Origin of the sequence: Nocardia nepalensis (genome assembly GCF_048910785.1) — a bacterium.
Classification (GTDB): domain Bacteria; phylum Actinomycetota; class Actinomycetes; order Mycobacteriales; family Mycobacteriaceae; genus Nocardia; species Nocardia nepalensis.
In genome coordinates this window covers 106,872-133,243 of sequence record NZ_JBKBET010000036.1, presented here as the reverse complement: position 1 = coordinate 133,243, position 26,372 = coordinate 106,872, and the positions used below count along the sequence as shown (strand labels likewise).

22 protein-coding genes and 2 pseudogenes are annotated in these 26,372 nt (G+C 64.9%); 17 read left to right on the top strand and 7 right to left on the bottom strand.

What is annotated here, in order from left to right; translation table 11 throughout:
* Positions 1 to 82 precede the first annotated feature (82 nt).
* The 3 genes and pseudogenes from ACHQ4I_RS30375 to ACHQ4I_RS30365 all read left to right on the top strand — a co-directional run bounded on the left by ACHQ4I_RS30375 (position 83) and on the right by ACHQ4I_RS30365 (position 5,598).
* Positions 83 to 1,108 carry a glutathione S-transferase family protein gene (locus ACHQ4I_RS30375; RefSeq protein WP_420775311.1) on the top strand — a complete coding sequence of 342 codons (1,026 nt, stop codon included), beginning with the start codon at positions 83 to 85 and terminating at the stop codon, positions 1,106 to 1,108.
* Positions 1,105 to 2,421, top strand: a pseudogene (locus ACHQ4I_RS30370) (radical SAM protein); the annotation flags it as partial. The gene ACHQ4I_RS30375 and the pseudogene ACHQ4I_RS30370, both read left to right, overlap by 4 nt.
* A gap of 93 nt (positions 2,422 to 2,514) precedes the next feature.
* Positions 2,515 to 5,598, top strand: coding sequence for a glycine--tRNA ligase (locus tag ACHQ4I_RS30365; protein ID WP_420775310.1), 3,084 nt, complete (start codon positions 2,515 to 2,517; stop codon positions 5,596 to 5,598).
* Positions 5,599 to 5,687: 89 nt separating this feature from the next.
* On the opposite strand, the gene ACHQ4I_RS30360 is transcribed toward ACHQ4I_RS30365, so the two are convergent.
* On the bottom strand, positions 5,688 to 6,917 hold the full coding sequence (locus tag ACHQ4I_RS30360; RefSeq protein WP_420775309.1) for an NsdA family TPR-like regulatory protein: 1,230 nt from the start codon (positions 6,915 to 6,917) through the stop codon (positions 5,688 to 5,690).
* 290 nt (positions 6,918 to 7,207) lie between these two features.
* Here ACHQ4I_RS30360 and ACHQ4I_RS30355 point away from each other — a divergent pair, with 290 nt between their 5' ends.
* The 5 genes from ACHQ4I_RS30355 to ACHQ4I_RS30335 are packed head-to-tail and all read left to right on the top strand — an operon-like array spanning position 7,208 to position 8,805.
* Positions 7,208 to 7,423: a hypothetical protein gene (locus ACHQ4I_RS30355; protein WP_420775308.1), complete on the top strand. Its 216-nt coding sequence runs from the start codon at positions 7,208 to 7,210 to the stop codon at positions 7,421 to 7,423.
* A complete protein-coding gene (locus tag ACHQ4I_RS30350; protein WP_420775307.1) occupies positions 7,423 to 7,647 on the top strand; it encodes a hypothetical protein in 225 nt (74 codons plus the stop codon). The genes ACHQ4I_RS30355 and ACHQ4I_RS30350 overlap by 1 nt, the downstream gene beginning before the upstream one ends.
* Positions 7,648 to 7,687: 40 nt before the next feature.
* Positions 7,688 to 8,323 carry a hypothetical protein gene (locus tag ACHQ4I_RS30345; RefSeq protein ID WP_420775306.1) on the top strand — a complete coding sequence of 212 codons (636 nt, stop codon included), beginning with the start codon at positions 7,688 to 7,690 and terminating at the stop codon, positions 8,321 to 8,323.
* Positions 8,323 to 8,520, top strand: coding sequence for a hypothetical protein (locus ACHQ4I_RS30340; RefSeq protein WP_420775305.1), 198 nt, complete (start codon positions 8,323 to 8,325; stop codon positions 8,518 to 8,520). The genes ACHQ4I_RS30345 and ACHQ4I_RS30340 overlap by 1 nt, the downstream gene beginning before the upstream one ends.
* A gap of 3 nt (positions 8,521 to 8,523) precedes the next feature.
* Positions 8,524 to 8,805, top strand: coding sequence for a hypothetical protein (locus ACHQ4I_RS30335; RefSeq protein WP_420775304.1), 282 nt, complete (start codon positions 8,524 to 8,526; stop codon positions 8,803 to 8,805).
* 108 nt (positions 8,806 to 8,913) lie between these two features.
* Here the strand turns inward: ACHQ4I_RS30335 and ACHQ4I_RS30330 are convergent, their stop codons facing one another.
* Genes ACHQ4I_RS30330 through ACHQ4I_RS30320 form a run of 3 tightly spaced genes read right to left on the bottom strand, consistent with a single transcriptional unit; the run spans position 8,914 to position 11,717 of the window.
* A complete protein-coding gene (locus tag ACHQ4I_RS30330; RefSeq protein ID WP_420775303.1) occupies positions 8,914 to 9,354 on the bottom strand; it encodes an NUDIX hydrolase in 441 nt (146 codons plus the stop codon).
* Between the two features lie 6 nt (positions 9,355 to 9,360).
* On the bottom strand, positions 9,361 to 10,614 hold the full coding sequence (locus tag ACHQ4I_RS30325; RefSeq protein WP_420775302.1) for a DegT/DnrJ/EryC1/StrS family aminotransferase: 1,254 nt from the start codon (positions 10,612 to 10,614) through the stop codon (positions 9,361 to 9,363).
* Entirely contained in the window at positions 10,611 to 11,717 is a 1,107-nt protein-coding gene (locus ACHQ4I_RS30320; RefSeq protein ID WP_420775301.1) for a Gfo/Idh/MocA family protein, read from the bottom strand. Before ACHQ4I_RS30320 ends, ACHQ4I_RS30325 begins: the two co-directional genes overlap by 4 nt.
* A gap of 175 nt (positions 11,718 to 11,892) precedes the next feature.
* On the opposite strand from ACHQ4I_RS30320, the gene ACHQ4I_RS30315 reads away from it, so the two are divergent.
* Entirely contained in the window at positions 11,893 to 13,200 is a 1,308-nt protein-coding gene (locus ACHQ4I_RS30315) for an NsdA family TPR-like regulatory protein (protein ID WP_420775300.1), read from the top strand.
* A complete protein-coding gene (locus ACHQ4I_RS30310; protein ID WP_420775299.1) occupies positions 13,197 to 14,078 on the top strand; it encodes a phosphotransferase enzyme family protein in 882 nt (293 codons plus the stop codon). The genes ACHQ4I_RS30315 and ACHQ4I_RS30310 overlap by 4 nt, the downstream gene beginning before the upstream one ends.
* A gap of 41 nt (positions 14,079 to 14,119) precedes the next feature.
* Here the strand turns inward: ACHQ4I_RS30310 and ACHQ4I_RS30305 are convergent.
* Positions 14,120 to 14,663: pseudogene (locus ACHQ4I_RS30305) on the bottom strand (dihydrofolate reductase family protein).
* Positions 14,664 to 14,865: 202 nt separating this feature from the next.
* Positions 14,866 to 15,669: an MmyB family transcriptional regulator gene (locus ACHQ4I_RS30300; RefSeq protein ID WP_420775298.1), complete on the bottom strand. Its 804-nt coding sequence runs from the start codon at positions 15,667 to 15,669 to the stop codon at positions 14,866 to 14,868.
* Between the two features lie 241 nt (positions 15,670 to 15,910).
* Here ACHQ4I_RS30300 and ACHQ4I_RS30295 point away from each other — a divergent pair, with 241 nt between their 5' ends.
* Positions 15,911 to 16,669, top strand: a complete 759-nt coding sequence (locus tag ACHQ4I_RS30295) for a helix-turn-helix domain-containing protein (RefSeq protein ID WP_420775297.1) — start codon at positions 15,911 to 15,913, stop codon at positions 16,667 to 16,669.
* Positions 16,670 to 16,818: 149 nt separating this feature from the next.
* Here the strand turns inward: ACHQ4I_RS30295 and ACHQ4I_RS30290 are convergent, their stop codons facing one another.
* A complete protein-coding gene (locus ACHQ4I_RS30290) occupies positions 16,819 to 17,643 on the bottom strand; it encodes an MBL fold metallo-hydrolase (RefSeq protein ID WP_420775296.1) in 825 nt (274 codons plus the stop codon).
* Between the two features lie 730 nt (positions 17,644 to 18,373).
* On the opposite strand from ACHQ4I_RS30290, the gene ACHQ4I_RS30285 reads away from it, so the two are divergent.
* The 6 genes from ACHQ4I_RS30285 to ACHQ4I_RS30260 all read left to right on the top strand — a co-directional run bounded on the left by ACHQ4I_RS30285 (position 18,374) and on the right by ACHQ4I_RS30260 (position 26,360).
* A complete protein-coding gene (locus tag ACHQ4I_RS30285) occupies positions 18,374 to 19,210 on the top strand; it encodes a hypothetical protein (protein WP_420775295.1) in 837 nt (278 codons plus the stop codon).
* The gene (locus ACHQ4I_RS30280; RefSeq protein ID WP_420775294.1) at positions 19,207 to 20,445 is read left to right on the top strand and encodes a cutinase family protein; all 1,239 of its coding nucleotides are present in this window, start codon (positions 19,207 to 19,209) and stop codon (positions 20,443 to 20,445) included. Before ACHQ4I_RS30285 ends, ACHQ4I_RS30280 begins: the two co-directional genes overlap by 4 nt.
* Entirely contained in the window at positions 20,442 to 21,566 is a 1,125-nt protein-coding gene (locus ACHQ4I_RS30275) for a lipase family protein (protein WP_420775293.1), read from the top strand. The genes ACHQ4I_RS30280 and ACHQ4I_RS30275 overlap by 4 nt, the downstream gene beginning before the upstream one ends.
* A 107-nt stretch (positions 21,567 to 21,673) precedes the next feature.
* On the top strand, positions 21,674 to 22,429 hold the full coding sequence (locus tag ACHQ4I_RS30270) for a DUF8176 domain-containing protein (protein WP_420775292.1): 756 nt from the start codon (positions 21,674 to 21,676) through the stop codon (positions 22,427 to 22,429).
* 103 nt (positions 22,430 to 22,532) lie between these two features.
* Entirely contained in the window at positions 22,533 to 24,383 is a 1,851-nt protein-coding gene (locus ACHQ4I_RS30265) for a BTAD domain-containing putative transcriptional regulator (protein WP_420775291.1), read from the top strand.
* A 795-nt stretch (positions 24,384 to 25,178) separates the two neighbouring features.
* Positions 25,179 to 26,360, top strand: coding sequence for an AAA family ATPase (locus ACHQ4I_RS30260; protein ID WP_420775290.1), 1,182 nt, complete (start codon positions 25,179 to 25,181; stop codon positions 26,358 to 26,360).
* Positions 26,361 to 26,372: the final 12 nt, after the last annotated feature.

Sequence of the window (26,372 nt, the reverse complement as noted above, 5' to 3'; positions counted from 1 at the left end):
GCTGAGCCGGGCGGGGCGATACGAAATATCGGATGTCGCCTCCGCCTCGGCTCCCGTGATAAAGCTACCGAAGGAGATCTGAATGCTGATCCTCTATGTCGGGGACCTGCACTTCTCGGGCTGGTCGATGCGGGGCCGAATCGCCTTGCAGGAGAAGCGTCTCCCCTTCGAGGAGCGTCGAATCGAGCTGGACTGGCCGACCACCGAAACGCCGGACGGAGTGCTGATCGTCGGCGACATCCCCGAAGAACGCGAAGCACAGGTTGGCTGCCAGTGCCGGTTCACCGACCTCCAGCTATTCGACACCGAAAAAGTACTCGCCGGGTCGGTAGCGGAACTGCTACCGCGCGTGCCGATTCTGGTTGACACCAGCACGCGTGCCGTCGCCACCGACGTGGTGTCGATCGCCGAATACCTGGATGAACTCGCCCCGGAATCGGGAGTGCGTCTGACCGGGGCGAGCCTGGCGCAACGCGCGGTCATCCGGTCGGTGTGCGCATGGGCTACACACGATCTCCCGCTGCTCATGAACGGGCCCACCTACGCGAAAGCGATTCGCCCACAACGTCCATCGCAACCGGACCCGGAAGCGATCGAACAAGCGCACTGGGTGTGCGACACCGTGGCCGCGCTACTCGACAACAGCGGCGGCCCCTTCGTAGTCGGGGAGTTCAGCTTGGCCGATGTCCTGCTGTCGACGTACTTCCAGCAGATAATCGGTTGGCGGATCGAGATTGCCGACGACAACGTCGGCCAGTACGCGCAGCGGCTACTGCGACGGCCTTCTGTGCGTGATCATCTCTACGAGGCAACGGCGATTTATCGTGCGATCGACGAAGCCGAGGCAGGCAGCCCGCAGTGGATCTTGCGCCACTACCGCTACAACCGCGAACTGAAGCTGTTGCACGAGTGGCAAACCGACAGGTGCATACGTGTTAGCAACGCGACCGCAGAGCGAGTCGTCGATCTCGCCTACGACGGCCATGACGTGGAGGCTATTGCTGCCATCGTGGCGGCGGAATATCAGGCACCACTGGCCCAAGTCAGAGCCGATGTCCGTGGAGTGCTCGACCAACTGACTCCACTTGCCGCGAGCAGGGCGGCATGATGACCACAGCGATCGAATCCCTTCCCGCGACATTGCGATACCGGCGCGACTTGGGTCTGTTGTTCGACCCGCACTCCGGCACATTCCATCGACTGCGCAACAAGGTCGCCAAAGACATGGTGGCGCAGATCTTTTCCGGCGCCGACCGAGCGACCGTCATCGGCAACATCAGCCATCGGTACAACGCCGATGCCGATGTCGTCGCCACCGACCTCGACGCCCTCGCCACCACTCTCACCACACCCGAGAGTTCCAAGTCCGAATCGCACGGTGGATCAGTGCACGAGATCGACAAGCGGTTCGACACCACTTTGGATTTCCCGTTACGTCTCGAGCTCGAGCTGACCGCCGTCTGCAACTGGAACTGCGGCTTCTGCTACAACGTGTGGAAAATCGATCCGACGATGTCAGACCACGACCTACGACGCGCGGTACGTGAGCTACCCGAGAAACACATCCCCACTAACCTGGCCACCGCGATCCTGGACGAATGCGCCGAGAAAGGTTGCTTCGTCATCCGCTACAGCGGTGGGGAGACGCTGCTGCACCCCGACGCCATGGACATCTTCGAATACGGTGGCCGACTCGGCCTGTACCAGGTGATATTCACCAACGGCCACTTCATCACCGCCGAGCGCGCCACCCGCCTCGCGTCCGCGAACGTGCGCTGCGCCCTGGTATCCATCCATGGCGACCGCGACCAGCACAACTTACTCACCGGCCATCCCCGCGCCTACGACAAAGCCATCACCGCGATGCGTCTGCTCCAGGACGCGGGCATCAACGTGGTTGCCGAACTAACTCTGGTCAAGGAAAACATCAGCGGCGCAATGGATGTCATCCGCGACGTGCACAGCATCGGCGTCCGCGAGTTCGGCGTCATGCGCTACGTACCGACCGGCCGAAACGACGACCGCTACGGAGTCCCGGTGTCGGTAACCCTGCCGCTGATGAGGGAAATCGACCACCTCACCGCCACAGAATGCCCCGGCATGACGGTGGCGTGGCCGTGCGCCCAGAAGCTGTGCACCAGCGACACCGACACGCCGCTGCATGCTGATGACCCCACTCTGGCGCTGCGGTTTTCACAGATCGTCGGCCACTGCGAATCCGGGCTGGTATGGGCCAGCGTCAGCTACGACGGACAACTACGCAACTGTCCACACAGCAACGTCTACTTCGGCCGCCTCGCCGAGCAACGCGTCGCCGAGCTGTGGCCGACGCTGACCGAGCACGTCCACGCGGCCGTGACCATGCGCGATACCTGCGCGGGCTGCGCGGTCGCCGAAGCGTGCCGCGGCGGCTGCCACCTGCCGAGCTTCTTCAACCCACGGAAGGTCACAGGACTGGGAATGCCAACTCTGGGCAGCGCATCCAACACCCGGATCAGCGGATAGGATCGCGCGATGGCCGACGCCGCATCCTTCCGCGCAGGGTCCCAGCCGACTCTGTCCATGCAAGAAGCGATCCTCCGTCTCCAGAACTACTGGGCCGGTCATGGTTGCGTGATCGCCCAACCGTTCAACACCGAAGTCGGTGCGGGAACGATGAATCCGGCCACCCTGCTCAGCGTGCTGGGCCCGGAACCTTGGAAGGTCGCCTACGTCGAGCCCTCGGTCCGGCCCGACGACAGTCGCTACGGCCAGAACCCCAACCGGCTGCAAACCCACACCCAGTTCCAGGTCATCATCAAACCCGAACCCGGCAACCCGCAAGAGCTCTACCTCGGGTCACTCACTGCGCTCGGCATCGATCTGGATGCACATGACGTCCGGTTCGTCGAAGACAACTGGGCCCAACCCGCCATCGGCGCTTGGGGATTGGGGTGGGAAGTCTGGCTCGACGGCATGGAGATCACCCAGTTCACCTACTTCCAGCAGGTTGGCGGGCACACCCTCGACCCCGTCCCCGTCGAGATCACCTACGGCCTCGAACGCATCCTCATGACCGTACAGAAGGTCACCCATTTCAAAGACCTGCTGTACGCGCCCGGTGTCACCTACGGTGAATTCCTCGGACAATCCGAATACGAGATGTCGCGCTACTACCTCGACGACGCCGACATCGACGCCACCCGCGAACTGCTCGACATCTACTCTCGCGAAGCCGAACGACTGCTGGAATTGCGGTTGCCGATCCCGGCACACAGCTTCGTGCTCAAAAGCTCCCACGCCTTCAACGTCCTCGACGCCCGCGGCGCTATTTCCACTACCGAACGCGCCAATCGGTTCGCCACCATGCGCAATCAATCCCGCGCCGTCGCCGCCCTCTGGACCGAGCTGCGCGCCGAAGCCCAGCACCCGCGCGGCCTCTACCAACCCCTCCCACTCGCCACACCCCCAATCGATCCCGCTGAAATCCCCTCTGGTGGTGGACTTCTGGTGTTCGAGATCGGAACCGAGGAACTGCCACCGCACGTCGTCGACGCCACTGCGACCAGCGTCGAACAAGACCTGACTCGGCTACTCGCCGACACAAATCTCACCCACGGGCCGATCCGCGTGGACGCCACCCCACGTCGAATCGTCGTGCGCATCGATGACGTCGCCGACCGCGAACCCGACAGTGTCCGAACACAACGCGGCCCCAAGACCAGCGCCGCCTACACCAGTGACGGCACCCCCACACGTGCGTTGGACGGCTTCCTCAACGCCCAGCAGGCCGCCGCTGCAGACCTGACCCGCATCGAAGCCAATGGCATCGAATACCTCGCCATCGAAACCAAACGCACCGGCCGCACCGCCGCCGATATCCTCACCACCTTGCTCTCGCAGGTGGTGATCGGGCGCCGGTCGGACAAGAACATGCGCTGGAACGACCCCCTCCTCACCTTCAGCCGCCCCATCCGATGGCTGCTGGCCCTGCTCGACACGACGGTGCTTCCCGTCACCGCGGGCGCACTGCTCGCCGACCGAACCACCCGCGGCCACCGCCACACCGAGCAGCCCGAGATCAGCATCGACCGAGCCGCCGACTACGAGTCGGTGATGCGCCACGAAGGCATCCTCATCGACCGCGCCGAACGCCGCGACGCGGTCATCGGGACGGCAGCCGAGCTCGCAGGCGAACATGATGCGGTCATCGACTTCGCCACCGAGGGCGACTTGGTCGACGAGATCACCAACCTCGTGGAAACACCGCTCGGCGTCCTCGGCCGATTCGATGAGAAGTATCTTCAACTGCCCGAGCAGATCCTGACCACCGTCATGCGCAAGCATCAGCGCTACCTGCCCGTCCGCGACCACTCCGGTGCCCTGCTGCCGATGTTCGTCACCCTCGCCAACGGCACCTGCGATCCCCAAGTCGTCCGCGACGGCAACGAGAGCGTTCTGCGCGCCCGCTTCGAGGACGCTGCGTTCTTCTGGAACACCGACCTCCATACCACCCCAGACCAATTCCGAGCCCAGCTGACCGAACTCACCTTCGAACAACGCCTCGGAACCATGGCCGACCGCGCCGACCGGATCGCCGACATCAGTCGCGAAATCGCGCAACGAATCACCCTGTCCGCCAGCGACTCCGCGACGCTTGCACGAGCCGGTGAACTGGTGAAGTTCGACCTCGCCACCCACATGGTCATCGAAATGACCTCCCTCGCCGGAACCATGGCCCGCGAATACGCCACCAAGGCCGACGAACCCGCCGCCATTGCCCAAGCGCTATTCGAGACAGAACTTCCACGGCACCACACTGACCAACTGCCCACGACCTCGCCAGGCGCGCTACTGGCGATCTCCGACCGATTCGACCTGCTCACTTCAATGCTGGCCATCGGAGCCAAACTCACCGGCACATCCGACCCATACGGACTGCGCCGCGCCGCACTCGGCATCGTCCGAATCCTGCGTGAGCACCCCGAACTCGAAACCCTCACCTACCGAGACGGACTCAAAGCCGCCGCCAACGCCCTGCGGAAGCAAGGCATCACCGTCGACGACACTGCCCTCGACACCGCCGAGGACCTTCTCATCACCCGCTACGAACAACGACTCCGCGACGAAGACACACCCACTGTGGTCATCGATGCCGTCAGGCCCGCCGCAGGCAACCCCCAACGAGCCGACCACTTGCGCGCCGAAATCGACAACGCCCGCAGCCACCACGGCCCACAATTCGCCGAGCTCGTCGAGGGGCTGCAGCGCATCGTCCGGATCCTGCCGCCAGACTCTCCCGCCAGCTACGACCCAGCCCAGCTCACCGCACCGGCCGAGCAACAACTGATCAAAGTAATCAGCAGCCTTGACCACACCCGCCACCAACCGCTGTCGGCGTGGGTCGTGACTGCCGCGCCATTAGCCGTAGCTCTGCGGGACTTCTTTGACGACATCCTCGTCATGACCGACAACTCAACACTGCGCGCAGCACGTCTCGGGCTGCTCGCCAGCGTCCTCGAGGCCGCGCCGTCCGGAATCGATTGGAAGGCGGCACATTTGATGCGATCCGACCAACCCGGCGGATTGGCCACTGTCTCGGCAACCCGCACGAATTGAGACGAAGACCGATCAGGTCCTACAAGGAGGCGAACACGTAGCAGCTGTCGGCGCTCCGACAAAGTCGGAATGATCTCAGTGCGTCCGGATTACGCGAGTGTTGCGCGCATCCCCAGGAACTGCTTCACCTCTGCGACCGCGGCATGCGGCCGTACGGCACTCGCGATTGCATCCAACTTGCGTTGTAATCGAGCGGACCCAACCGCGCTGATGCTGTTGAAGTTCGCCGTAAGCAGCGAACAGCCGTGGGCAGCATCGCCAGCCTTGATGTAGCTCTGTGCCAGGTCGAGCTGCCACACGCTTCGCTCACGGGGCCATTGCGCGGTACCGGCAACAGCCTGCTGCAAGTAAGTCACAGCCCTGTCGTAGTCGCCAGCTTCCATGTAGGAGATGCCAGCTAGTCCGTTGAACTCCGCTTCGGGCAGCCATGCCCAGTCGGGGTCATACCCTCGTCCGGACTCGTACGCGCGGTGCGCCCGGCTAAGTGCTTTCTCCATCGCTGGCATATCAGAAGCGGCACCCAGAGCTTGTGCCTCGCGAAGAGTGGTCAGTGCGCGCACCTTCGGGCCACCGCTGCGACGAGCGGCATCCTGCGCGGCCTGTGTCAGATGTACTGAGTCCTGCGGACGTGGCTGACGGCCGGGAAGTCCTTCCAGCCCGTCCGTATCCAGGTCGATAATGCTGGCGTTGAGCAACGCGTGCGATGTGGCGATCCCGTCGCCTGCTGCGGCAGACGTCTGGGCTGCGTCGGCGTAATAGCGGCGGGCGGCGTTTCGGCGGTCCGCGTCGTAGTGCACCCATCCTGCGGCGGTCATCATCTCTGCGGTGGCTGTGGCCAGCGCTTTGCCGGTGTCCTCGTTGTAGCTGCCGCTGTCCAGCAGCTGCTGGACGTAGCGGGCCTGGCCAGCCGCTAGATGGCAGAGCCGGTCACCGCCGACAACCAGATCCAACTCGTGAATCTGGTTGATACTGTCCGTGATTTGAGCGACGTCGCTGGCACCGACCTTTATCCCGGATGATGCAGAGTGGGCTGGCACGTTCGCCGCGACCATGGCGGCGCCTGCGCCTCCGAGTGCCCCTGCTCTGAAGAAGTTGCGACGGTCCACGTCTGCCTCCTCGTCCGACTCCACTACCAGTATGGCAAGCGGAACCTGAAGCGCGCGTGCGACGAGTCGCAGGACACGGACGTCGTGTGAGGCGGGGCCGCCGCGCTCCAAGCCCGAGATTGCGGGCTGAGAGAAGTTGAGCAAATCTCCCAGCTCTGCCTGGGTCATCCCGATAGATTTCCTGATCCGGCGGATGACTTCGCCGGTTGTCATATACATATCCAGCGTCCCCGATTGTCGGCTTATTTGCCCAAGCTGTCTAGCTGAAAACCGTTCCCCCGCAGAATATATGGGTTTTCGTATAAATAAAACGGAAACCTAAATTTCCACGCCCAGCTGGCGTTTTAGCGGCTTTACGGTCGGTTTCGGTGCCCGGCACCGGACCGACGCCGTTACCCCCTCGGGCGGCGCATTGGCCCCTGTGAGCCGGGGCCGGTGGCGAAAGCCCCGGTGCCGGGTACCGCCTGAGCTTGCTGCTTATTGCACCGGAAGAAGGATGTGCGATGCCCACGAATTCTCTTGCCATGTACCAACTCATCGCCCTGTGCGACGCTGGTGCCCATCAGGCGCCGATGCTGCCGTTCACGGTTGCCCAAGCGCACGAGATCATGCAGATCCATATTGCTTGCCGTGCGAAGCAGTGCCCGCGCAAGGCTGCCGCGCAGCAGATCCTGGTCGAGGCCGGTCGGATGGTTCTGGGCCCGAACAGACTGCGGTGATGGTGGTGACGACACAGCAGTCGCATGTCGCACCGCCGCCGCGCCGAATTCGCCACATCCACATCGAATCCGGAGCGCTGAACTTGGATTACCAAGCCAGTGCCGAACAAGCCCAGAACGTGGCCGATGAACTGGCCCAGGGTTTTCCCGAATTCGTCGTCACGGTCGATGACGATGTGCGCGTCGATCTGCCGCCTTTGCCGTGCGGCGAGCTTTGGGACTGACCGCACCGGCCAACCATCGAGCACCATTTGTCTGCGAAATGTGAAGGGACGCTCCACTGTGCCATCTGACCATCAACCACCAGATCATTTTGTATTCGGACTCTCACCGAACAGATCGGCGCTCTTTTCAGCCCCACCGGTTGAGGCTCGGCCCGACCAGCCACTGCCGGATGCCGGGCCGTTCCTGCGGGTGTTCACGAGCGAAGACGAACCCGGCACCGTGCTCATGCGCTGTGCCAGGCAGTACATCGGCATCTGGCGCTACATCTACGAGCATGGCCGCAACACGGGTGCCCCGGCCGAGGAGCACCTTTCACTGTTGACGTGGCTGATCGACCGTGAAGCGGGTGGGCACATTAGCGGGATTGCGGTCGACGCCAACGCCCCCACGAATCCGTCGTCGTATGGCGAGATGGTGGCCTGGTTGGGCGGGAAGTACCTACTGGTGGCGCTGCGGCAGGACCAATCCGCCCACGCCGAACATGATGCGGCGGAGCTGAATCGACAAATCGAAGCGCTCGACCAGCTGGTCGCCGACGTACGGGCCGGGCGGGTGCGGCTGCCGGAGACAGCGAGGGAGGGGTTTCCACCGAGGACGATTCGGCCGGAGGGATCGGCCACCGAAGACGTTGACGCACCGCTGGCGAACAGATCGCCGGACGAGGCAGAGTGCTGATGACAAACTCCTTCGACCATAGGACATTCGTTCAAGCCGAGGGTGTGCTGGCCGAGTACATGTGCCAGGTGCACTTGATGGAACTCACCCCTGAGCGTGCTCGGCAGCTCCTCAAGATCCACCGCTACCACCATCCGGATGACTGCGTCGTGCATGCCGAGGCGGCATATGTGCTTGTCTGCGAGGACGAATCCTGAAGGATGCCAACGCTGCTCGTCGCCATCCCGTGGGGCGGCTCAGTCGTCTTCACAGCGGTGTTGTGCTTCCTGCTGGGCTACTGGCGGAAGACAACCGAGCTGCAGGGGCGGCACGCGGTAGGGAATGTGTTGAGGCGGGTCGATCCGTGGGAGTCCGACGAGAACGAGCTCGGCGACGAAGTGTCGACGAGTGCGTCGTCGCGGGCGAGGCCGCGGCGGTGGTGGAGCGAAGATGACGACACCGAGGTAATGCCGGTGATCGAAGACGCTGCAGATGACCAGTAGCTCGACCATGCACCATCAACGTAGCCCGCTCCGTTTCAGGAGCGGGCTGTTGGCGCTTTTGAAGACTGCAGTTTCACCCCTCTGCGCGGCCGAATTGCGTGTGCCCGTTCAGCTCTCCCGGTAGCGCGCTAGGACCTGCTTGACGGCATCGGTGACCGGTGGCTCGTCCACCAGACTGGTCCATGTGTAGGCGTCGTGTTCTGTCAGTTCCACGGGCTCGGCACTCTCGACGTCGACGGTGAAGTTGAATTGGCGGCTTTTCTTGCCGCTGCCGGATTGGTAGTCGAAGTCGCCGAGGTAGTTCGTGATGGCAGTCACATCGAGGCCGGTCTCCTCTTTGACTTCCCGGATCAGGGCTTGGTCGATGGTTTCGCCGGGATCGACTTTGCCGCTAGGAAGTTCCCAGATCCCACCCATGAAGTCGTCGGCGGGGCGTTGCAGCAGTAGGACTTTGCCGCCGTGTTGGACGACGGCGCCGACGACGAGTTGTTGCACCTCATCCCGGTCGGCTTCGCGCGTCAACTTCTCCAGCAGTGTGGTCTCGATCATCGAGTCCTATCCCTTCAAATCGGCGTGGTGGGTGATGACTTTGTAGAGCGCTTCGATGTAGCGGTCGACGAGAGGCAGGTCCTCGTCTCGATGCCACACGGGGAGTTTGAGAGTGGCGTGGTGGAGCTCTTCGGCTCGTGGGTAATCGCCAGGAGCGTAGGCCAGTTTGCCGGTGAAGGCCGGGAACAGTGGACCTGGCTCCTGGAAGAGAGGCAGCAGGTTCAGTGGGCAGGTGGATCCTGGTCGGTCGAATTCGTGGCAGCCCTCGGCCTGCAACGCGGCGTGGAAGCGCTCGACCGGCACGTCATCGAAGAATTCACTGTCGTAGAGGATCGTGAGTCCGTACCAGGCCGGTTGGGTGTGCGGTTCGTGCCGGGTGATGGTCAGGCCCGGCTCTCGTCGGAGTTCGTCGTGGATGTGCTCGGCGATGCGATGACGGCCTGCGAGGTAGTCATCCAGATGTGAAAGCTGTTGCAGTGCAATGGCTGCGGCTAGTGGGTGGATGCGGTGTTTGAGTCCCATGCCCGTTACGGCGTATCGACTGAGGTCCGAATGCGCTGGTATTTCGTTTCGACACCGCTTGTTGTATTGGCCATGCAGCAAGACGCGGTGATACACCTCCTCGTCGTCGGTGAGGATGAAGCCGCCTTCCCCGGCGGACAGTGGTTTTGGCCCGTTCATGCTGAAGGCGGCGGCTCGCCCGAACGTGCCGAGCTTCTGCTCACCGATGCTTGCCCCGTGAGCGTGGGACGCGTCCTCGAGCAGTAGCAGGCCGTGGGCGTCGGCCAGTGTGCGCAGACGTTGGATTTGTGCGGGCATCCCCCACATATGCGTTACCACAATGGCTTTGGTGCGTTCGGTAATGCGTCGCGGAACGTCGACCGGATCGAGGTTGCCGCTGGTGTCGCAATCGGCCAGGACTGGGGTCGCGCCCAAATGCAGCAGCGGTGTGGCGGTGGCGAAGAAGGTGTAGGCGGGCACGATCACTTCATCGCCTGGCCCGATGTCGCAGGCGGCGTACATCGAATACAGCGCAGCTGTGCCTGAGCTGGTGAGGATGGCGTAGCGGGCACCGAAGTAGTGCTGGAGTGCGTCTTCGAGTCGGGCGATGACACCGGAGCGGTCGTAGATCGAGATGCCCTCGTCGAGCTGACCGAGGATCGCGATGCTGGTGGCCTCGGTCAGTGGTGGCCATGAAAAGTGCGGTGCTGCTTCGGATATGACGGGTGGGCCGCCGAGCAGCGCGAGTGGTGAGGTCACAAGAGCTCCTTGGGATTGATGTGGGTGTTGGTGCGTGCGGCTTCGTAGCAGGCGGCGACGAAGGCCATGTGCGCGAGGTTTTCGGCTGGACCGCTGAGGTTGGGTCGTGTGCCGTCGATGACGCGGTGGAAGTAGTCGATCTGGCAGGCCGCGGCCGAGGGCCAGGCTTGTTCACGATGCAGCGACTCGATGACCTCGCCGCTGTTGGTTAGTCGGCGGATGCGGCCGCGTTCCAGATGCACGACGCCGTCAGATCCGACGAGCCGGATCTCTTCGGTCTTCGGTCCGATGAACCGCGAGAGGAGCAACGAACCGTAGAGGCCACTCTCGTACGAAAAGTGAATGAGCGCAGTGTCTTCGGCGTCGTAACGCCGGTCCGGCCGTGCACCGACCGACAGCTCGGCGGCGATACTGTCAGGCAATCCGAAATACCACAGGAGCAGGTCGATGAGGTGGTAGCCCATGTCGATTACGCAGCCGCCGCCCGCCTTGGCGGTCTGTCCGCGCCAGCCCTCGGACGGGTCATCGACATGCACGGTGTAGCGCGCGTCGATCAGAAACGGTGCGCCGATCTGATCAGCGAGCTGCGGGAAGCTCGTATAGATCGGATTGAATCGCCGTTGCAGCGTGACCATCAGCTCGATGCCGGATCGTTCGCACAACTGCGCCAGTTCGATGGCCTCGAACAGGCTGGTGGCGAACGGCTTTTCCTTGAGGACGTGGACCTTGTGCTCCGCGGCCGACTCGATGACCGCCCGACCGGCGTCGTGTGGCACGCAGACCACCACCAGGTCGAGCGGCTCCGCCTCGAACATTTTGCGGTGATCAGCGAAGCCGGGCACTTGATGCAACGCTTGCTGCTCGCGCATGACGTTCGGGTCCTCATCGCAGACGGCGACCAACTCGACGTGATGCGAGGCTACGAGCGCTGGTAGGTGATCGTTGACAGCCTGATGCCCGAGGCCCACTACACCGGCACGCAGTGTTGCGCTGCGGTCAGCGACACTGCGTGCTGCGCGCCACCCAGATTCAACATCCGGGCGGACGATACGCGACGCTGGTGCCGCACCGAGAGCGCCTCGGGCCGATTCGCATGGTCTCATTGGTTCCCCCAACTGATCACGTTGTGCATGACGCCTCCGCCAGATCGGAGCCGTTGTTCCAGCCTCACGCACGCGGCGCTTCCAAAAGAGGGCAAGTTACGGGGCAGATAATCCGCCCGGCTCGGTGTCGGTGCGGCTGGATAGACTCAACCGACGGACACCGGTAAGGGGACGCATGCAACCGAACGTGCAACTCCAGCGGCGACGGGAGGCCACACCGTCGCGGGTGACTCCTGGTCAGGTAATGGGCCGCGCCGAGCTGGCCGAGGCCGTCAATGCCTACATCTGGCGTCAGCACGGTCAGCGGCGCGAACTCGATGCCCGCACCATCGCCCGCTATGAGCGTGGCACTGTCCGGTGGCCCAACGAGCTCTACCGGGAAGCCTTCCGCGCCATCCTGCACGCCACCGACAGTGAGCTGGGCTTCGTACCGAATCGTCGGCGACGCGAAGCGGTGCCACAGCCGGACGGGTTGCTCGCGATAAATCTATTCAGCCCTTTCGATCCGGGCATCGATCCTGCCCACTATTTCGGCCCGAACGCCGACGACAAGCCGATCCGCCGTGTCGGCACGACCGAGGTCATCGACGTCCAAACGGCCACGCGCACAATCGCTTCGGCGGAGAACCTGCGTGGCGGCGGCTCGATCAGCCTGGTCGCGGGCAGACAACTAGGCCGTTTCGCGCGACTACTCGATGCGAAAGCGTCGCCGGGCACCCGCCGGGCCCTGCTCGAAGCGATCGGCAACTTCGGCAGCGTCGCAGGATACGCCGCCTTCGACATCGGCGATCACACGGCGGCTGAACGGAGGTTCCGGCTCGCACTATGGTGCGCCGACACAGCCGGATCATGGGAACTGCGCGCCAGCACACTCGCCGACATGGCCCGCAAGATGGCCTATATCGGCAATGCTGATGGCGGATTGTCGCTCATCGAGCTGGCCCAGGTGCGATCCGACCGACTCTCCGCCACAACCCGCGCCATGCTCAGCGCCCTACGCGCCCAATACTTGGCCACTACGGCACGACCCGACGAAGCACTCGCTGAGGTGGCACGCGCCGACGAATACTTCACCCAGCGCACCCCTGCCACTGACGCCCCGTGGCTGTGCTTCTACGACGAGGCGGAGCACCTCGGCAGCACCGGCAAAGCCCTGATCCCAATCGCCCAAGCTCGACGCCGAATCGAGTTGGCGGCGCCCAGGATTCAGCGAGCCGTCGAACTTCAGGCCGCAGAATACCCCCGTTCCCAGACGTTTTCGCTGACACGCTTGGCCACCCTTACGATGCAGCTCGGCGACCCCAAGGAAGCAGCGGCTCTTGGAATCCGTGCCGCCACGCAGGCCGGCCAGCTCGACTCTCATCGCATCCACAACGAACTGCAGCGATTGGCCGTTGCCTCGTCACGTCACCGGCGAATGAGGGACGTCGTGGAGCTGCGCGAAGTCATCACCCGCCGATCTGCGGCGAGAGCAGCGTTATGACCGCAGCAACATCATCCGAGGAAATACTGGCGAAGGCCGCCCAACGAGTCGACCTCACCCTGAATGAGCAAGAGGTGATCCGCGAAGGATCCCACGCCATTTACCGGGTTGGTGACATCGTGGCGCGGATCGGGAGGCCCGGCAGCCTGAAGGACGCCGAGCGGGAGCTGCGAGTGTCGCAGTGGCTCAACAGGTCTGGGATCCAGACCGTGGCAGCGGTATCGGAACTACCTCAACCGATCGTTGTCAACGACCGACCCGTCACCTGGTGGCATCTCATCCCGGACCATCGGCCAGCGACGCCTGCTGAGCTCGGAGCCATGCTCCGAACACTCCACTCCTTGGCGCCACCGGCCGATCCGGAGCTGCCGACATATGATCCGTTCGGTGATCTTCGCGCCCGGTTGGCGACCGCGGGCACAGTGAGCGACGATGACCGAACGTGGTTGCTGACGCGCTACGACGAGCTACGCCAGCGGTATGACATGCTGCCGGATCCGCTACGGCTCTCGGTGATTCATGGTGATGCCTGGCAAGGCAATCTGGCTGTGCCGCCATCGGGTGTTCCGACAGTGCTGGATCTCGACAAGGTGTCGGTTGGCCGACCGGAATGGGATCTTGTTCAGCTCGCTGTCGACTACACGGACTTCGCGCGGATTCCCGAGGCTGACTACCTGGCGTTCGTGAACACTTATGGCGGCCAGGACATCACGGGGTGGTCGGACTTCAGACTCTTCGCCGATATCCAAGAGCTACGTTGGGTGGGATTCGCGCTGGAGCGCGCTGGAGCGAATGTCGTTGCGGCGCAACAGGCGAAGCATCGAATTGCTTGCTTGCGTGGGTACGTCCCGAAGCCGTGGGAGTGGAAAGCACTCTAAGACGGTCGCACTTGAATACGGGCTGGGCGGTTGAACCGGCCTTAGTTGGCCACGTAGCGCAGCAGCATCATTACCTTGTTGAAGTGCTTCGTGTCGGCCAGCTGGAGCTGGATTCGCTTGTCCAGCAACGGGAACAGCGGCGTGCCGCCGCCGAGTACCGGATAGAGGAACAGCCAGTACTCGTCGATGAGCCCGTGTGGCATCAGCGAGGCTCGCGCCACCGACCTCCATGACGCCGTCGCCCCCGGCCTTGAGCCTGCGGACCTCCTCGACCGCGTTCTCGCTGATCAGGGTGCTGTTCCAGTGGACTTCGGTGAGCGTCCTGGAGAAGACGACCTTGGGCTTGTCGGTCCAGAGCCGGCCGAACTCGCGCTCGATGCGCGGCGCGTCCTCGGGCACGTGCGGCCAATACTCGGCCATCAACTCGTACAGGCGACGACCGTGCAGCGAGATTTCGATCTCGCGGTACCTGTCGTTGTGAAACTGGTGCAGCTCCTCGTCCGGATGCGTCCAGTCGATGCTGCCGTCGCGGTCGTTGACATAGCCGTCCAGGGACACGCCGAACGAGTAGATCAGTTTCCTCATACCTGGGTAGGCGTCCCGGACGCGGAGAACTCATCGGACTGAGCTGGGTGATTGACTGCTCCTGTCCTGATGCGGCCGAATCGTTCGCGACTATGCTGTGGAACCATCCGGTGTGACGGTGGCCGTTATCTTTCGCAGCAGTTGGTACTTGGTGGACAGATAGTTGGCCACGATGCCACCAACGCGATGACTGCGGGCGGCGTTAGTGCGGCCGTGGTCCGCTGTACGGTTTGGGTAGCGCGGTGATGAGCTGGATGTGTTGGGGCTGGGTGACATCGGCGACTGTGAGGCTGTAGGAGGTTGGTGCGCCGGATGCGGGGTGGATCCAGTGGACTGGGTTGCTGGCGGCGCGGCCGTAGGCGACGTTGCAGCTCGATCTCCAGAGGTCGTGAAAGGCGTTGTTGGGGCGTAGCTTTCGTAGTATGTGGTGGGCTTGTTCGGAGTCGCGGTAGCGGCCGAGTACGGCTTTGATGGTGGCTACGGAGTGGGCTGCTTCGCGTTGCCAGTCGATGACGACCGTTTTCGCGATCGGGCTGAACAGCCATACCGGAATGCATTCGGACTCTTCGAGTCCGGGCATACCGGCACGGAATTCCGTGGTGGCTAGTAGTACGTTCCACATGGGGTCCACATAGGCCGCGAGCACTCCCCGTTCCTCGAGGTCTTGGATGTGGTTCCTCAGTGCGTTGTTCTCGTGTACCGACTGGCGGAGGTTATCGGTTGGGGTGAGATCCTCTGCTGGATAACGGAGTTCGCGGATGTGGCGTGCTTGTTCGTGGCTGAGGCCGTAGCCGGTGATCACCTTATCGAGGGTCTCCGGGCTGGGGACTCGCTCCCCGACTTCGAGTTGACGCAGGTAGGACGGGCTGACGCCGTGGCGTTTGTAGGCCGCGACTCGTGATAGACGCAGGTGGTCTCGGTTCAGCCGCAGTGTGTCGGGCAGGGTCGGGATGCAGGCTTGAGGTCTGCGTCTGCGGTCGCTGTGTGAGCGGGTATTGCGGTTCACGCCAAGTTTATCCTTCTCTGCTGGTTCCGGTGGGTAGAGATGTCGCCGGTTCGTGCGTTGCGGGGGTGTTGCGCGGCATTCATTGGCGCTTCTTTCGACTGCTGATGATCGATGACATCGCTTATGGCCCTGGGGTTCGCAACAATGCGTATGCACAAAGTCTCGATATACTGGCCGGTTATCGTCAAGATCGACTCGGGGACAGTGTGTCCCGGCGATCCGGGGAGGGAAGGGGCGAGCATTGGAAGAGATCACCAAGGCTGTCGGCCAGTGGTTGAGGACGCGTCGGATGGAGGTCGGGCTGGAAAGGCCCGAGGATCTTGGCAGGTTGGTGGGTCTGAGTGCGGATCAGATCAAGAAGGCCGAGAACGGCACGCGCACACTGAGCATCGAATCATTCGAGGCGATCGTCCGAGCGCTCGCACTGCCGACCTGGTGGGGGCGGATGGTCCTCGCTCTGACGCGTACCAGCCTTATCCCTTCCCACGTTGCCGCCGATCACCCGATCGGAACCCGTGACCTGCGGATTTTGGAAGCCTACCCAGGGCCTGCGTGCTACTACGAAGTGCCGCTGTTCAAGGTGCGGGCGGCGAACAGTAAGTACCTGAGGGCCTTTCCGGGGTTGGTTCCTGGTCGAAACATCATCGAGTGGTTGGTGAACGAGCCCGCAGCGCGAAAAGTCCTGGGGGGTTGGGGCCTCGAGGTGCACTTGTTGACGCAGTCGTTGAAACTGATGTCGCCCGGTTTGGTAGCGCAGCACGAAGTTGACGCCGTCGTGGATGCGTGCCGCCATGCACAGGGTTGGGATGAGCTTTGGGGCACTGATTTCCCGCAGAGTTGGGCGTCGATGGATAGCAGCCTGGAGTACTCGGTGATCACGGACATCGACACCGGCGAGGAGCGGCCGATGTGGGTCTCGATCGATGTGAGCGAGGTGCCGTTCCGGCCGTGGTGGACCTACCACCTGACGCCGGTCGATGGTCCGCTTGCTGCGGCCTAAGTCCGATGACGACTCACAACAGCGGCCAGCCGATATGAGCTGGCGTGGTCAACAGCATGCTGTTGTGTCCCGAAAGCGGGTGCGTACGTGGGGTTCCGGCAAGCGGACGTGTGGTGGGCGGTGGCGCTTTCGATCAGTGCAGGCGAGCCCTAGTCGGTGCTGTCGGGGGCCGTCGGTCTTCCGTTACGCAGCTGTCGGAACTCGGTAGCGCAGTGCGATGAAAACACCGTCACGGTGTCGCGGTGATTGTGCACGAGTTCGCGCAACCGGCGCTGGTTTTCTGCTCGTTGTGGGCGCAGTGTGTCCACCGACTGCTCGAAGATGCGTGCTCCCAATGGCATTCGCGGTCGGTGTGCCATCTGGCCGTGATAGGAGTACGCATCCCCGGCATGCAGCAGCCAACCGTTCCCGGTGTCGACGGCGACCCCGACGTGCCCGCGGGTATGTCCGGCCAGCGGAACCATCAGGATCTCCGGGGACAGGCCCTTCAGTTCCCGCACCGCTGTGAAGCCGAACCACTGGTCGTCACTGCTGTCGGACTCGCTGTAGGTGATCCATTTGGGGCCGTGGGCGATCTGCACTGGCCGATATCTGAATCGTTCTTTGGGGCCGTGCGGGCCGGTCATGGCATCGAGTTCGGCCTGGTAGACGTGCACATTCGCGTCCGGAAAATCTGCGAGTCCGCCCGCGTGATCCAGGTCCAGATGTGTGGTGATGATGTCGCGAACATCGGAGCGTGAGAATCCGAGTGCTTCGACTTGCCGGGCGATCACCTGGTCGAAAACAGGGTTGGTGCGTCGGATGACCTTCTGCCCAACCCAGAGTTCGGGCTGGATGGTTGCCTGCTCCCCATAGCTGGTATCCACCAAGACCAGTCCCGTGGGATGTTCGATCAACAAGCAGTGGCACGCGACCTCTGCCCGACGAAAAACCCCCGGTCGACCGTCGATCAGACGGCCCCCGAAGGGCCGCATTCCTCCGCCATTCAAGTGGTGGACACGCACGAATCGCTCCCGCCCATTTCGCCGACTGCTGGCCACACTACACGCCGCCCCAACTCGATCGCGAGAGCGCCGACAGCGGTCAGTCACACCAAAAGCTTTGCAGTGCAGGAGGATTAGCCCCAGGACGGGTGTCTCGCGGCAAGGTCCTACAACCGAAGCTCGCAAACAGAGGCTCGCTGCGTCGCAAGGGGAGGATGACGCACCGAATGGCGTGTTAGACGGCAGTCTTCGAAGTTTCGCTGCTTCACGCTGACTGCGTGAAGTGCGTGGCAAATCTCCTGCACTTTGACGGTTTAGCAGTTTGCCTTCGGCGGCGTTAACGCAATTTAGGTGCGTCGAAGCACTGGTGTAGCAGCACTTTTCGACGTTTGAATGGAACTGCAAATCCAACCAAGTGAAAGGAACCATTGTGGATCCCCTGCAGATCCTGAACGACGGCCTGATCGTGGCATCCAACGCCTTGAACGTGGTGTGGCAGGCGCTGTCGATCATCTTCATGTTCGTGTGACGTGAGCACCTGAGAAGCGGCCTCCCAGAAGCCCTTTCGCTTCTGGGAGGGCCGCCGATGACGCGCACCCGCCCCCGCGTATTCACCATTCTTTCTCATTAATCGCCCTGACCGATGAAGGGTTTATTCGGCATGTCCAAATCACGGAAATCGCCCCGTCCACGTCCGGTCCAGTGCCGTGTAATCGGCGATGTGCGCCGAAACCGTGTGCACACCAGTCTGTCTCGCGGCGGCCGGACGGTCCTCGCCGGTGCGGTGCCTATCGTGATGCTGCTGTCGGCGGCGACCGCGAACGCGACCGATGCGCCCGCAGCGATCACCGATCAGCCCGGTGTCACCAGCCCCGCGCAGCCCGGAACCTCCACCCCAGCTCCGCCGGAACCCGTGCCGCCCCCGCCGGTGTACTACTCCCAGCCCCCTGAGATCCGCAATGGATCCGGGACACGCCCTGCGCCATTGGTGGATCAACCTGTGGAGCCGATCGCGATCGAGGATCTGCATTTGCCCGAACCGGTGGCGCCGGTAGCGCCGATCGAGCCGCCGGAGAACGCGATTCGAGTCGGGCAGTGGGAAGCACCGCGCCCGGACTGGCTACCCCCGGAGTGGGCGGATGCCATCAACTCTGCCGCGGCAGGCGCTGAGGCTCAGGTCGCGACCGCGCTGGATTCGGTCGGTATCCCCGCCGGACGCTCCGATCGGGTCAGCGGTGCGACCGTGGGTGGTGCCGCGTTGGGCGGTGCGGGTGGCGCGGTTGTTGCAGGAGCACCGGTCGCGGCCCTCGGTGCAGTTGTCGGTGGTCTCGTCGGCGGCACTGTCGGCGGAATCGCCGGTGCCGCTCTGGGCACGGTGGTGGAGGTGCCGGTGATCGGGACGATCACCTCCGGTGTGGCCGGTACCGCCGTCGGTGCGGCGGCGGGCGCTGCCGCCGGGGCGGCCCTGCTGGGCGGTGCCGCAGCGGCGATCGGCGCGGTCGCTGGTGGCACGGTGGGTGCGGGTTTCGGTGCTGGTGTGGGGGTGGGCGAGCCGTGACCGGGATTCGTATCCTCACCGCGGCAGTGCTGGCGGCGTCGGCGGGTGTGTTGTGCGCGGCGGGGTCGGGGTCGGCGCAGCCGGTGGTGACCGGGTCGGGTTGCCCTGTGTTGTGGGTGCTCGGGGTGCAGGGCACCGGCGAGTCTTCCCCGGACGCGTCCGCGACCGCTGATACCGGCATGCTCGGAGCGCTGCTCGGCCCGGTGGTGGCTGCTGTCCCGGATCTGGTGCAGCGCAGCTACATCGCCTATCCCGCCGGGTTCGGGGGCGCGGTGGGCACCGGCGGCGGCCCCGACCCCTACACGGAGTCGGTGCGCGAGGGCCTCGCCGCGCTCGAGGACGCCGCCGACCGGATCGCCGCCGCGTGCCCGGACACCGCGCTGGCCGGGGTCGGGTACTCCCAAGGCGCGCAGGTGGTATCGGAATTCGCGCGAGCTGTCGGCGCGGGCGAGGGACCGGTCCCGGCCGAGCGGGTCGCGGGTATCGCGCTCTATTCCGATCCCGATCGCGCCCCGGGATCGCCTGTGATCCCCGGCCGCCCTGGACAACTCACCCCCGACCCGGCCCCCGGCACAGCGGGGGCGGCGGTGTCGGGGGTGGCGATCACCACCGCGCCCGCGTCCGGGAGCGGGATCGCCACGGACGAGGGACTCGATTACGGCGCGTTGACCGGTCGGGTGGCCGATATCTGCCTTGAGCGCGACTTGAGTTGCGCGGCACCCGATCACGCCGTGCTGTTGCGGATGGCCGCCGAGATCGCCGCCCAGGCCGACCTGCGTGATCCCCTAGCAGCGCTCGGCTCGATCCAGGCACTGTTGTCGGGCGTGCTCGGTGACGCCTGGACCACCGTGGTGAACCGCGACTTCCGCCTCGGTTCCGGCGTCGTCGACTATGTGCCTGAGGCCAGTCTCGCCGAGCGGCTCACCTCTGCCGCTGACCCCCGCACCCCACCTCCGACCTCGGAAGATACGGCCGCCGCGACCGCCCGTTGGGGGCAGATCACCGCTGTCGTGGCAGGGGACCCGGTCGGGCAGTTGCCGAAACTGGCCGCGCAGCTCTCGGGTGCGTGGGGGCAGTTGGTCGCCGACAACGCCGATCTGATGAATCCGGCTGTGTGGCTTCAGTATTCCGACGTGCATGGTCGCCACACCGGTTACGCCGCTGCCGGGCAGCTCGCCAGCGGGGTCGCGTGGATGACCGCGCTGGCCCACGACCTCGCCGGGAGGCATCCGTGAACAGCGAGTTCTACGACGCGCCGAACCTCGACCACCATGGCCCCGGGGACCTGGTGCGGACACGGCCGGTGTTCGTGCCGCAACTGACCCGGGCGGCGGGAGCGTGGCAGATCATCTACATCTCCACGAACTCCCGCTCCGAACTCATCCCCGCGTCGGGGATCGTGCTGATACCCGAGGCGGTCCCGGCACCTGGTGCCACCGCGATCCTGGTGTACTGCCCGGAGTTTCGCGGACTCGGTGGGCCGTGCGCGCCGTCGCAGCTGCTGGCGATCGGCGCCGAACCCGACACCGCCGGGATCGAGGCGGCACTGGGGCGGGGGTGGGTGGTGGCGGTGCCCGACGGTGAAGGACTCGGCGTCACCGCAGCTGAACCGCACACCTTCCTCGCCGCGCGCGCCGGTGGGCGGGTCGTGCTCGACCTCGCGCGTGCGGTCTATCGAGGCGCGAATCTCGATGTCCCGGTCGCACCGGTCGTGGCCTGGGGATACGCCGACGGCGGGCGAGCGGTCGCCGCCGCTGGGGAACTGCATCCCTGGTACGCGCCCGAGCTGGATCTGCGCGGGATCGCCGCCGGAGCCGTCGCCTCCGACCTCGCCGCGCTGGCCCCCGCGTACAGCCAGGGCGAGGGCGCGGCAGTGGGGCTGGCCGGGCTGATCGGACTCTCACGAGCCTACGAGCACATCCCGCTGCGCCACGTCCTGACCGAGGACGGAGTACAGGCCGTCGCCGAAGCGCAACACCTCACCGGAACCGAACTGCTGCAACGGTTCCCGCAACCGCTGGCGCACTGGTGCCGACGCACCGACCCGTGGAACGATCCCTGGTGGCGGCGTGTGCTGGCGTTGGAAACTCTCGCCCACACAAAACCCGTGATGCCGCTGCACCTGTATCACGGCAGTGCCGACGCGATCGTTCCGGTGCACGCCGGGCGCCGCACACTCATCGCCTACCGACAACGCGGAACCGAGGTCAGCTGGCGCGAGTACGACGCCGACCACCGCGACACCGCGGACGCCGCCACCAGCGATGTCCTCGCCAGGCTGGGCGAGGACATCACTCGCCGGCCACCGAACACCGGCCGCGTGCCGCCGGACTCCGAGCGCGCGGCCCGCTCCTAGACCCCCTCCGGGGAACCCTGCCCGCACCCCAAAACCCCCTCCACGGGGTGCGGGCAGGCCCGGCGAATCAACCGTTTGCGAGAACTACTCCCGATGAGGGGAGGTGAATGATGTTCGGCAAGAAGCCCAAGCCCAGTGAGCCCGACCCGTGGGCCTGGCTCGAGCAGCCGCGAATGGCACCGGCCCTGCACCTCGTGTCCGACCTCGACCCCGATCTCGAGTCCGAGACCGGGGTCGAGGCGAGTCCGGAACCATCAGCACAACAGGGCCGCTGGCTGGTGGCGTTGCCGCAGACTCCTGACACGGCAGACACAGCGGTAGCACGGCCACTGCGGAACAGGGGCGGGTATCGGGTGCCGGGGCGCGTGTGGGCCGCGCTGGCGGCCACTGTGGCCGTCGTGATCGGTGTGGTGGCCGTGTGGGGCAACGACTCTCGTGGCCCTGCAGATCCGGTGCATGCCACGGCGGTACCGGCGAGCGCGACAGCGGCGGTGGAGGGGGCGTGCACCGGGTTGTCGGGCACCCTGGTCACCGACCGCCCCGCAGACACCAGCGCGACTGTTGCGGGAGTGATCGCGGCGTTCGAGGCGGCCTACTACATCGATCGCAGCGCCGAGGCCGCGATGCGGGTGCTGGCACCGGAGTCCGGGATCACCGCCGAGGGGCTCGCCGCTGGGATCGCCTCGATCCCGATAGGCAGCACCCATTGCGTGGCGATCACCCCGATCTCGGAGACGACCGCGAACGTGCACGTGGTCGAGCTGCACCCGGACCGGCAACGGGTGGACTATCTCCAGGTCATCAACACCCGCACGGGCGAGGGCGGTGGACTGCTGATCAGCAACGTCCAGGGGCAGGGATGACCACGACGCCAGCACAGACCCCCGCCCGCCGAATCCGCCCGCTACGTCGGAGGTTTGAGTGCCGTCGGACACTGTCTGTCGTGGCGGTCACGAGCATGTCCTCGTGACGGCGACACCGGCGGCCTCGGGCTCGCAGGCGCCGCTGCTGATCGCGGTCGCGGGTCTGGGGCCGCGGGCCGGGACCACGACCACCGCGGTGGCTCTGGCCCGAGCCTGGCCCGGTCGCGAGGCTGCGCTGGTGGTGGAGGCCGACCCCGCAGGCGGGCAGCTGGCCGAATTGGTCGGGACCGACCCGTATCTGGGGTTGGCGAGCCTGGCTCGCACCATCGACCCGAACGCACCCCTCAAGGCCGACCGGGTGCTCGAGCACGTGCAGTTCCTGCCCAACGGCGTGCCCGTACTGGCCGCACCACCAGGCCCAGACGCGACTCGCACGGGGTTGACCGCCTCGCTGCTGGCCGGTGCGCACGCGAGCTGGCGAGCCCTCGGGGCGAGTGTGTTCGCCGATTGCGGTGCCCCCGAGCCGGATTCGGCGCTGGCCCCGGTCTTGGCCGCCGCCGACGCCTGCCTGGTCGTCGTCCGCGCCGACTACATCGACCCCGCACGCGCCGCCCGCCGCATCCTGGCGCTCACCCGGGGTTGCCGTCACCGTGGAGTGCTGCTCATCGGGGACAACCCGCGCGGCGAGTTCGCCGCCGCCCTCGCCCTGCCACTATTGGGAGCCCTGCCCAACGCGCGAGCCTCGGCCCAGGCGCTGCTACACGGGACTCGGCAGCCCCGTCGCGGTCGACGTCTGCTCCCGCCCGCCCGCACCATCGCCGCGGCCGTGCACGAGCAACTCCGTCCAACACGACCGGCCACGACCGGCCAGCAACGGCGCACTCGCCCGCCGACCCGCCACACCACCGCCGTCGCTCGCCGCCGCACGGCCCCGCCGCCCACGGTGTACCGGCTCGACCCAGCCACCACCACACCCGCGCCCACACCCGCGCCCAGACCCGCGCGCTCGCAACCGGATACAGATGCTGCCCCCACCCGACCGCATACCGCTCCCACGCGTGTACCGGCACCCCGAGACACCGCACCTGGCGGGGGCGAAGAGCAGATCCGCCCGCGCGAGGGCGACCGAGCCACCGATGCTCCTGCCCACCAACACGACTCGGCACCGTCGAGCCCGTCTGGCAAGCAGGCCGAGCCCGTGTTGGCGATCAGGGTGTTCGGGCCGACCCGGGTCCTGTGGCGCGCACCTGAGGGCGGTGAGAGTGTGGAGATCACGGGCCAGTTGCGGCCACGCAGCCGGGAGGTTCTGGCTGTGCTCGCCCTGCATCCGGAGGGACTGAGCAGGACAGAGCTGATCGATGTGCTCTGGGGCGAGCACCCCCCGGCCAAGCTCACCGCCGCGCTGGCCAACACCTTGAGCCGCGTTCGCACCGGTATCACCACCGCGACCGGCGGCCAGGTCACCGCGCCGCTGGCCGATGACCACATGCGCTACCGGCTCTCACCCCTGGCGATCACCGTCGACTATTGGGAGTTCACCGCGGCCGTGGCGCAACGCCGCCGCGCCAGTAGCGAGGAGGACCAGGCCGCCGCGTGCGACCGGATCGCCGGTCTGGCCACCACTGTCCTGGCCACCGACCTCACCGACACGTGGGTCGAACCACTGCGCGAAGCCGCGCGCCGCGACGCCCTCAACGCGTTGGGCTGGCTGGCCGCCCGCACCGCCGAAAACGATCCCCGCGCCACCCTGGGCCTGCTCGAGACAATCATCGAGATCGACCCCTACAACGAAACCGTCTGGCAAGACATTCTGCGCCTGCACGCCCGCCTCGGCGAACACGCCGCCCTCACCCGCACCTATTCACTGCTCACCCACAAACTCGCCGAAATCGACCAGACCCCGAGCCTCAGGACACGCCAACTCCTCGAACACCTGAACCGCACCACGAAATAGATGTCGAGTCGGCCCGGCATCGACCATGCGAGGCGCGAGAAGAACACGATCGCCTCTCCCGGGTCGGCATTGCATGAATTAATCAACCGAACGGGGTCTGAAAATAGTGTATATGATGAAAATAGCGATACATCGCGGCCCGTGAAAATACTCGAGCGATATGTTTCACGGCATGGAATATTTGCCTATTTCTTATTTCAAATGGCTTCGAAGCCATATCGGATTATGTACAGAATTTCTCGTGATCTTGAAGAGGTAGATGCGGGGGGTGTTCGATGGTGGTATTCCGTGTGGTGTTCGGTGGTGTGGTCAAAACACGCCACCCCATCGCGGTGAAACCGCAGGTGAGACGGTACATATCCGGGCGGGCGTCATCGAGGATTGTCTATATACAAAGCTATATAGACATGCTCCGTCGCCGCTCGTCGGCGGTCTCCTGGTCGCCCGGCCGATGGGTGTTCATCCCTGTAGGTATCTCCGTTTCCCTGTCCTCCTGTCCTTCTGTGTCATTCTTTCTCTTTGGTCTTTATTGTTTTCGGCGGTGTCGCCGTCGTGGCCAGGTGTGGCTGTGCGCGTTTCATTTCATTCTTGCGTTGTCGAATAGGGAGGCTCGCGGGATAATTTCGAAAATAATTGGGTTTTCGGGTTGTGGTCGCGCTGTGAGCCGAGCTAGCGTCGTGACGTGCCCCGGAATTCGCCGGGGAATTCACGGAAATCCCATTGGTGGCCTCGCCACACGTATGCCACGATCCGCGTCAGGTGTACGTGAATTGGGTTCGACTTTCAGGAGATGAAATGACATCACCCGCTGCCCCGGTACCCGCTTCCGGTGCCCGTCTGGGAAATGGTGAATTGCGGCGCATGGTCGCCGGTGTACTGGCAGGCGATCCGGGGCGCGAGCATTCCCCCCGCGAGATCGCGAAAACCCTGTCGCGTTCCTCCGGTGCTGTCGGCAACGCGCTCGAGGCACTGACCGCCGCCGGTCACGCCGACCGCACCGCCAGCGCACCGCGCCGCTACCGCGCCAACGCACACACCCCGACCGCCGCCGCCCCGACTACCGCCCCCGCCGCACCCGCACCGACGCCTCGGCCGACTACCGCCCCCCGCAAGCGGCCCGCCGCTAAGCGACCCCCCGCCCCCGCCCCCGCTGCCAGCGCGCCGGTCGCGGTGACCGGCGGGCCGGTGGCGCGTCCGAACGGGCAGCTGTATCACCCGCGCAAACTGGCTGGCAGCGCGGATGTGGATGTGTTGCAAACGATGCGCGAGGCCGAGGTCCCGGTCCTGTTGTACGGGCCGCCCGGCACCGGGAAGACCTCGCTGATCGAGGCCGCCTACGGGGATTTGCTGACCGTGCAGGGGGATGCCGATACCACCGTCGCCGATTTCGTGGGGGAGTACACCCAGAACCCTGACGGCACCTTCGCGTTCGTGCACGGTCCGCTGGTTCGGGCCATGCGGGAGGGGCGCGTGCTGTTCATCGATGATGCCACCCTGATCCCGCCGACGGTGCTCTCGTGCGTGTACCCGGCGATGGACGGCCGCAAAGAGATCGTGATCAAGGCCCACGGCGGCGAGATCGTGACCGCAGAGCCCGGGTTCTTCGTGGTCGCTGGGCACAACCCCGGTGTGCACGGCGCGATCCTGTCCGACGCGCTGGCTTCCCGGTTCGCGTTTCAGGTGGAGGTGTGCTCGGACTACGAGCTGGCTGCCGGGTTGGGGGTGAACCCGCGTGCGGTGCGCGTGGCTCAGGCGCTGGCTGGGCGGGTCGCTCGGGGTGAGATCGGGTGGGCTCCGCAACTGCGAGAGTTGTTGGCGTTCGCCAAGATCGCTGCCGCTGTGGACACCGCCACCGCCGCCGCCAACCTGGTCGGCACCGCGCCGGAAGAAGACCGCGCGATCGTCGCCGAGGTCGTCAAGACCGAATTCGGCACCGCCTACAAGCCCCTCGCGCTGGGTGCCCGCATCAAGTCCTGACCCGCCCCGCTG

Coding starts and splice junctions, on each gene's coding strand:
- ACHQ4I_RS30290 (WP_420775296.1), bottom strand. CDS start 17,643: ATGCGGCCCTTCGGGGGCCGTCTGATCGACGGTCGACCGGGGGTTTTT.
- ACHQ4I_RS30360 (WP_420775309.1), bottom strand. CDS start 6,917: ATGACAACCGGCGAAGTCATCCGCCGGATCAGGAAATCTATCGGGATG.
- ACHQ4I_RS30260 (WP_420775290.1), top strand. CDS start 25,179: ATGACATCACCCGCTGCCCCGGTACCCGCTTCCGGTGCCCGTCTGGGA.
- ACHQ4I_RS30340 (WP_420775305.1), top strand. CDS start 8,323: ATGACAAACTCCTTCGACCATAGGACATTCGTTCAAGCCGAGGGTGTG.
- ACHQ4I_RS30315 (WP_420775300.1), top strand. CDS start 11,893: ATGCAACCGAACGTGCAACTCCAGCGGCGACGGGAGGCCACACCGTCG.
- ACHQ4I_RS30310 (WP_420775299.1), top strand. CDS start 13,197: ATGACCGCAGCAACATCATCCGAGGAAATACTGGCGAAGGCCGCCCAA.
- ACHQ4I_RS30350 (WP_420775307.1), top strand. CDS start 7,423: ATGGTGGTGACGACACAGCAGTCGCATGTCGCACCGCCGCCGCGCCGA.
- ACHQ4I_RS30355 (WP_420775308.1), top strand. CDS start 7,208: ATGCCCACGAATTCTCTTGCCATGTACCAACTCATCGCCCTGTGCGAC.
- ACHQ4I_RS30365 (WP_420775310.1), top strand. CDS start 2,515: ATGGCCGACGCCGCATCCTTCCGCGCAGGGTCCCAGCCGACTCTGTCC.
- ACHQ4I_RS30375 (WP_420775311.1), top strand. CDS start 83: ATGCTGATCCTCTATGTCGGGGACCTGCACTTCTCGGGCTGGTCGATG.
- ACHQ4I_RS30330 (WP_420775303.1), bottom strand. CDS start 9,354: ATGATCGAGACCACACTGCTGGAGAAGTTGACGCGCGAAGCCGACCGG.
- ACHQ4I_RS30335 (WP_420775304.1), top strand. CDS start 8,524: ATGCCAACGCTGCTCGTCGCCATCCCGTGGGGCGGCTCAGTCGTCTTC.
- ACHQ4I_RS30320 (WP_420775301.1), bottom strand. CDS start 11,717: ATGAGACCATGCGAATCGGCCCGAGGCGCTCTCGGTGCGGCACCAGCG.
- ACHQ4I_RS30270 (WP_420775292.1), top strand. CDS start 21,674: ATGATGTTCGGCAAGAAGCCCAAGCCCAGTGAGCCCGACCCGTGGGCC.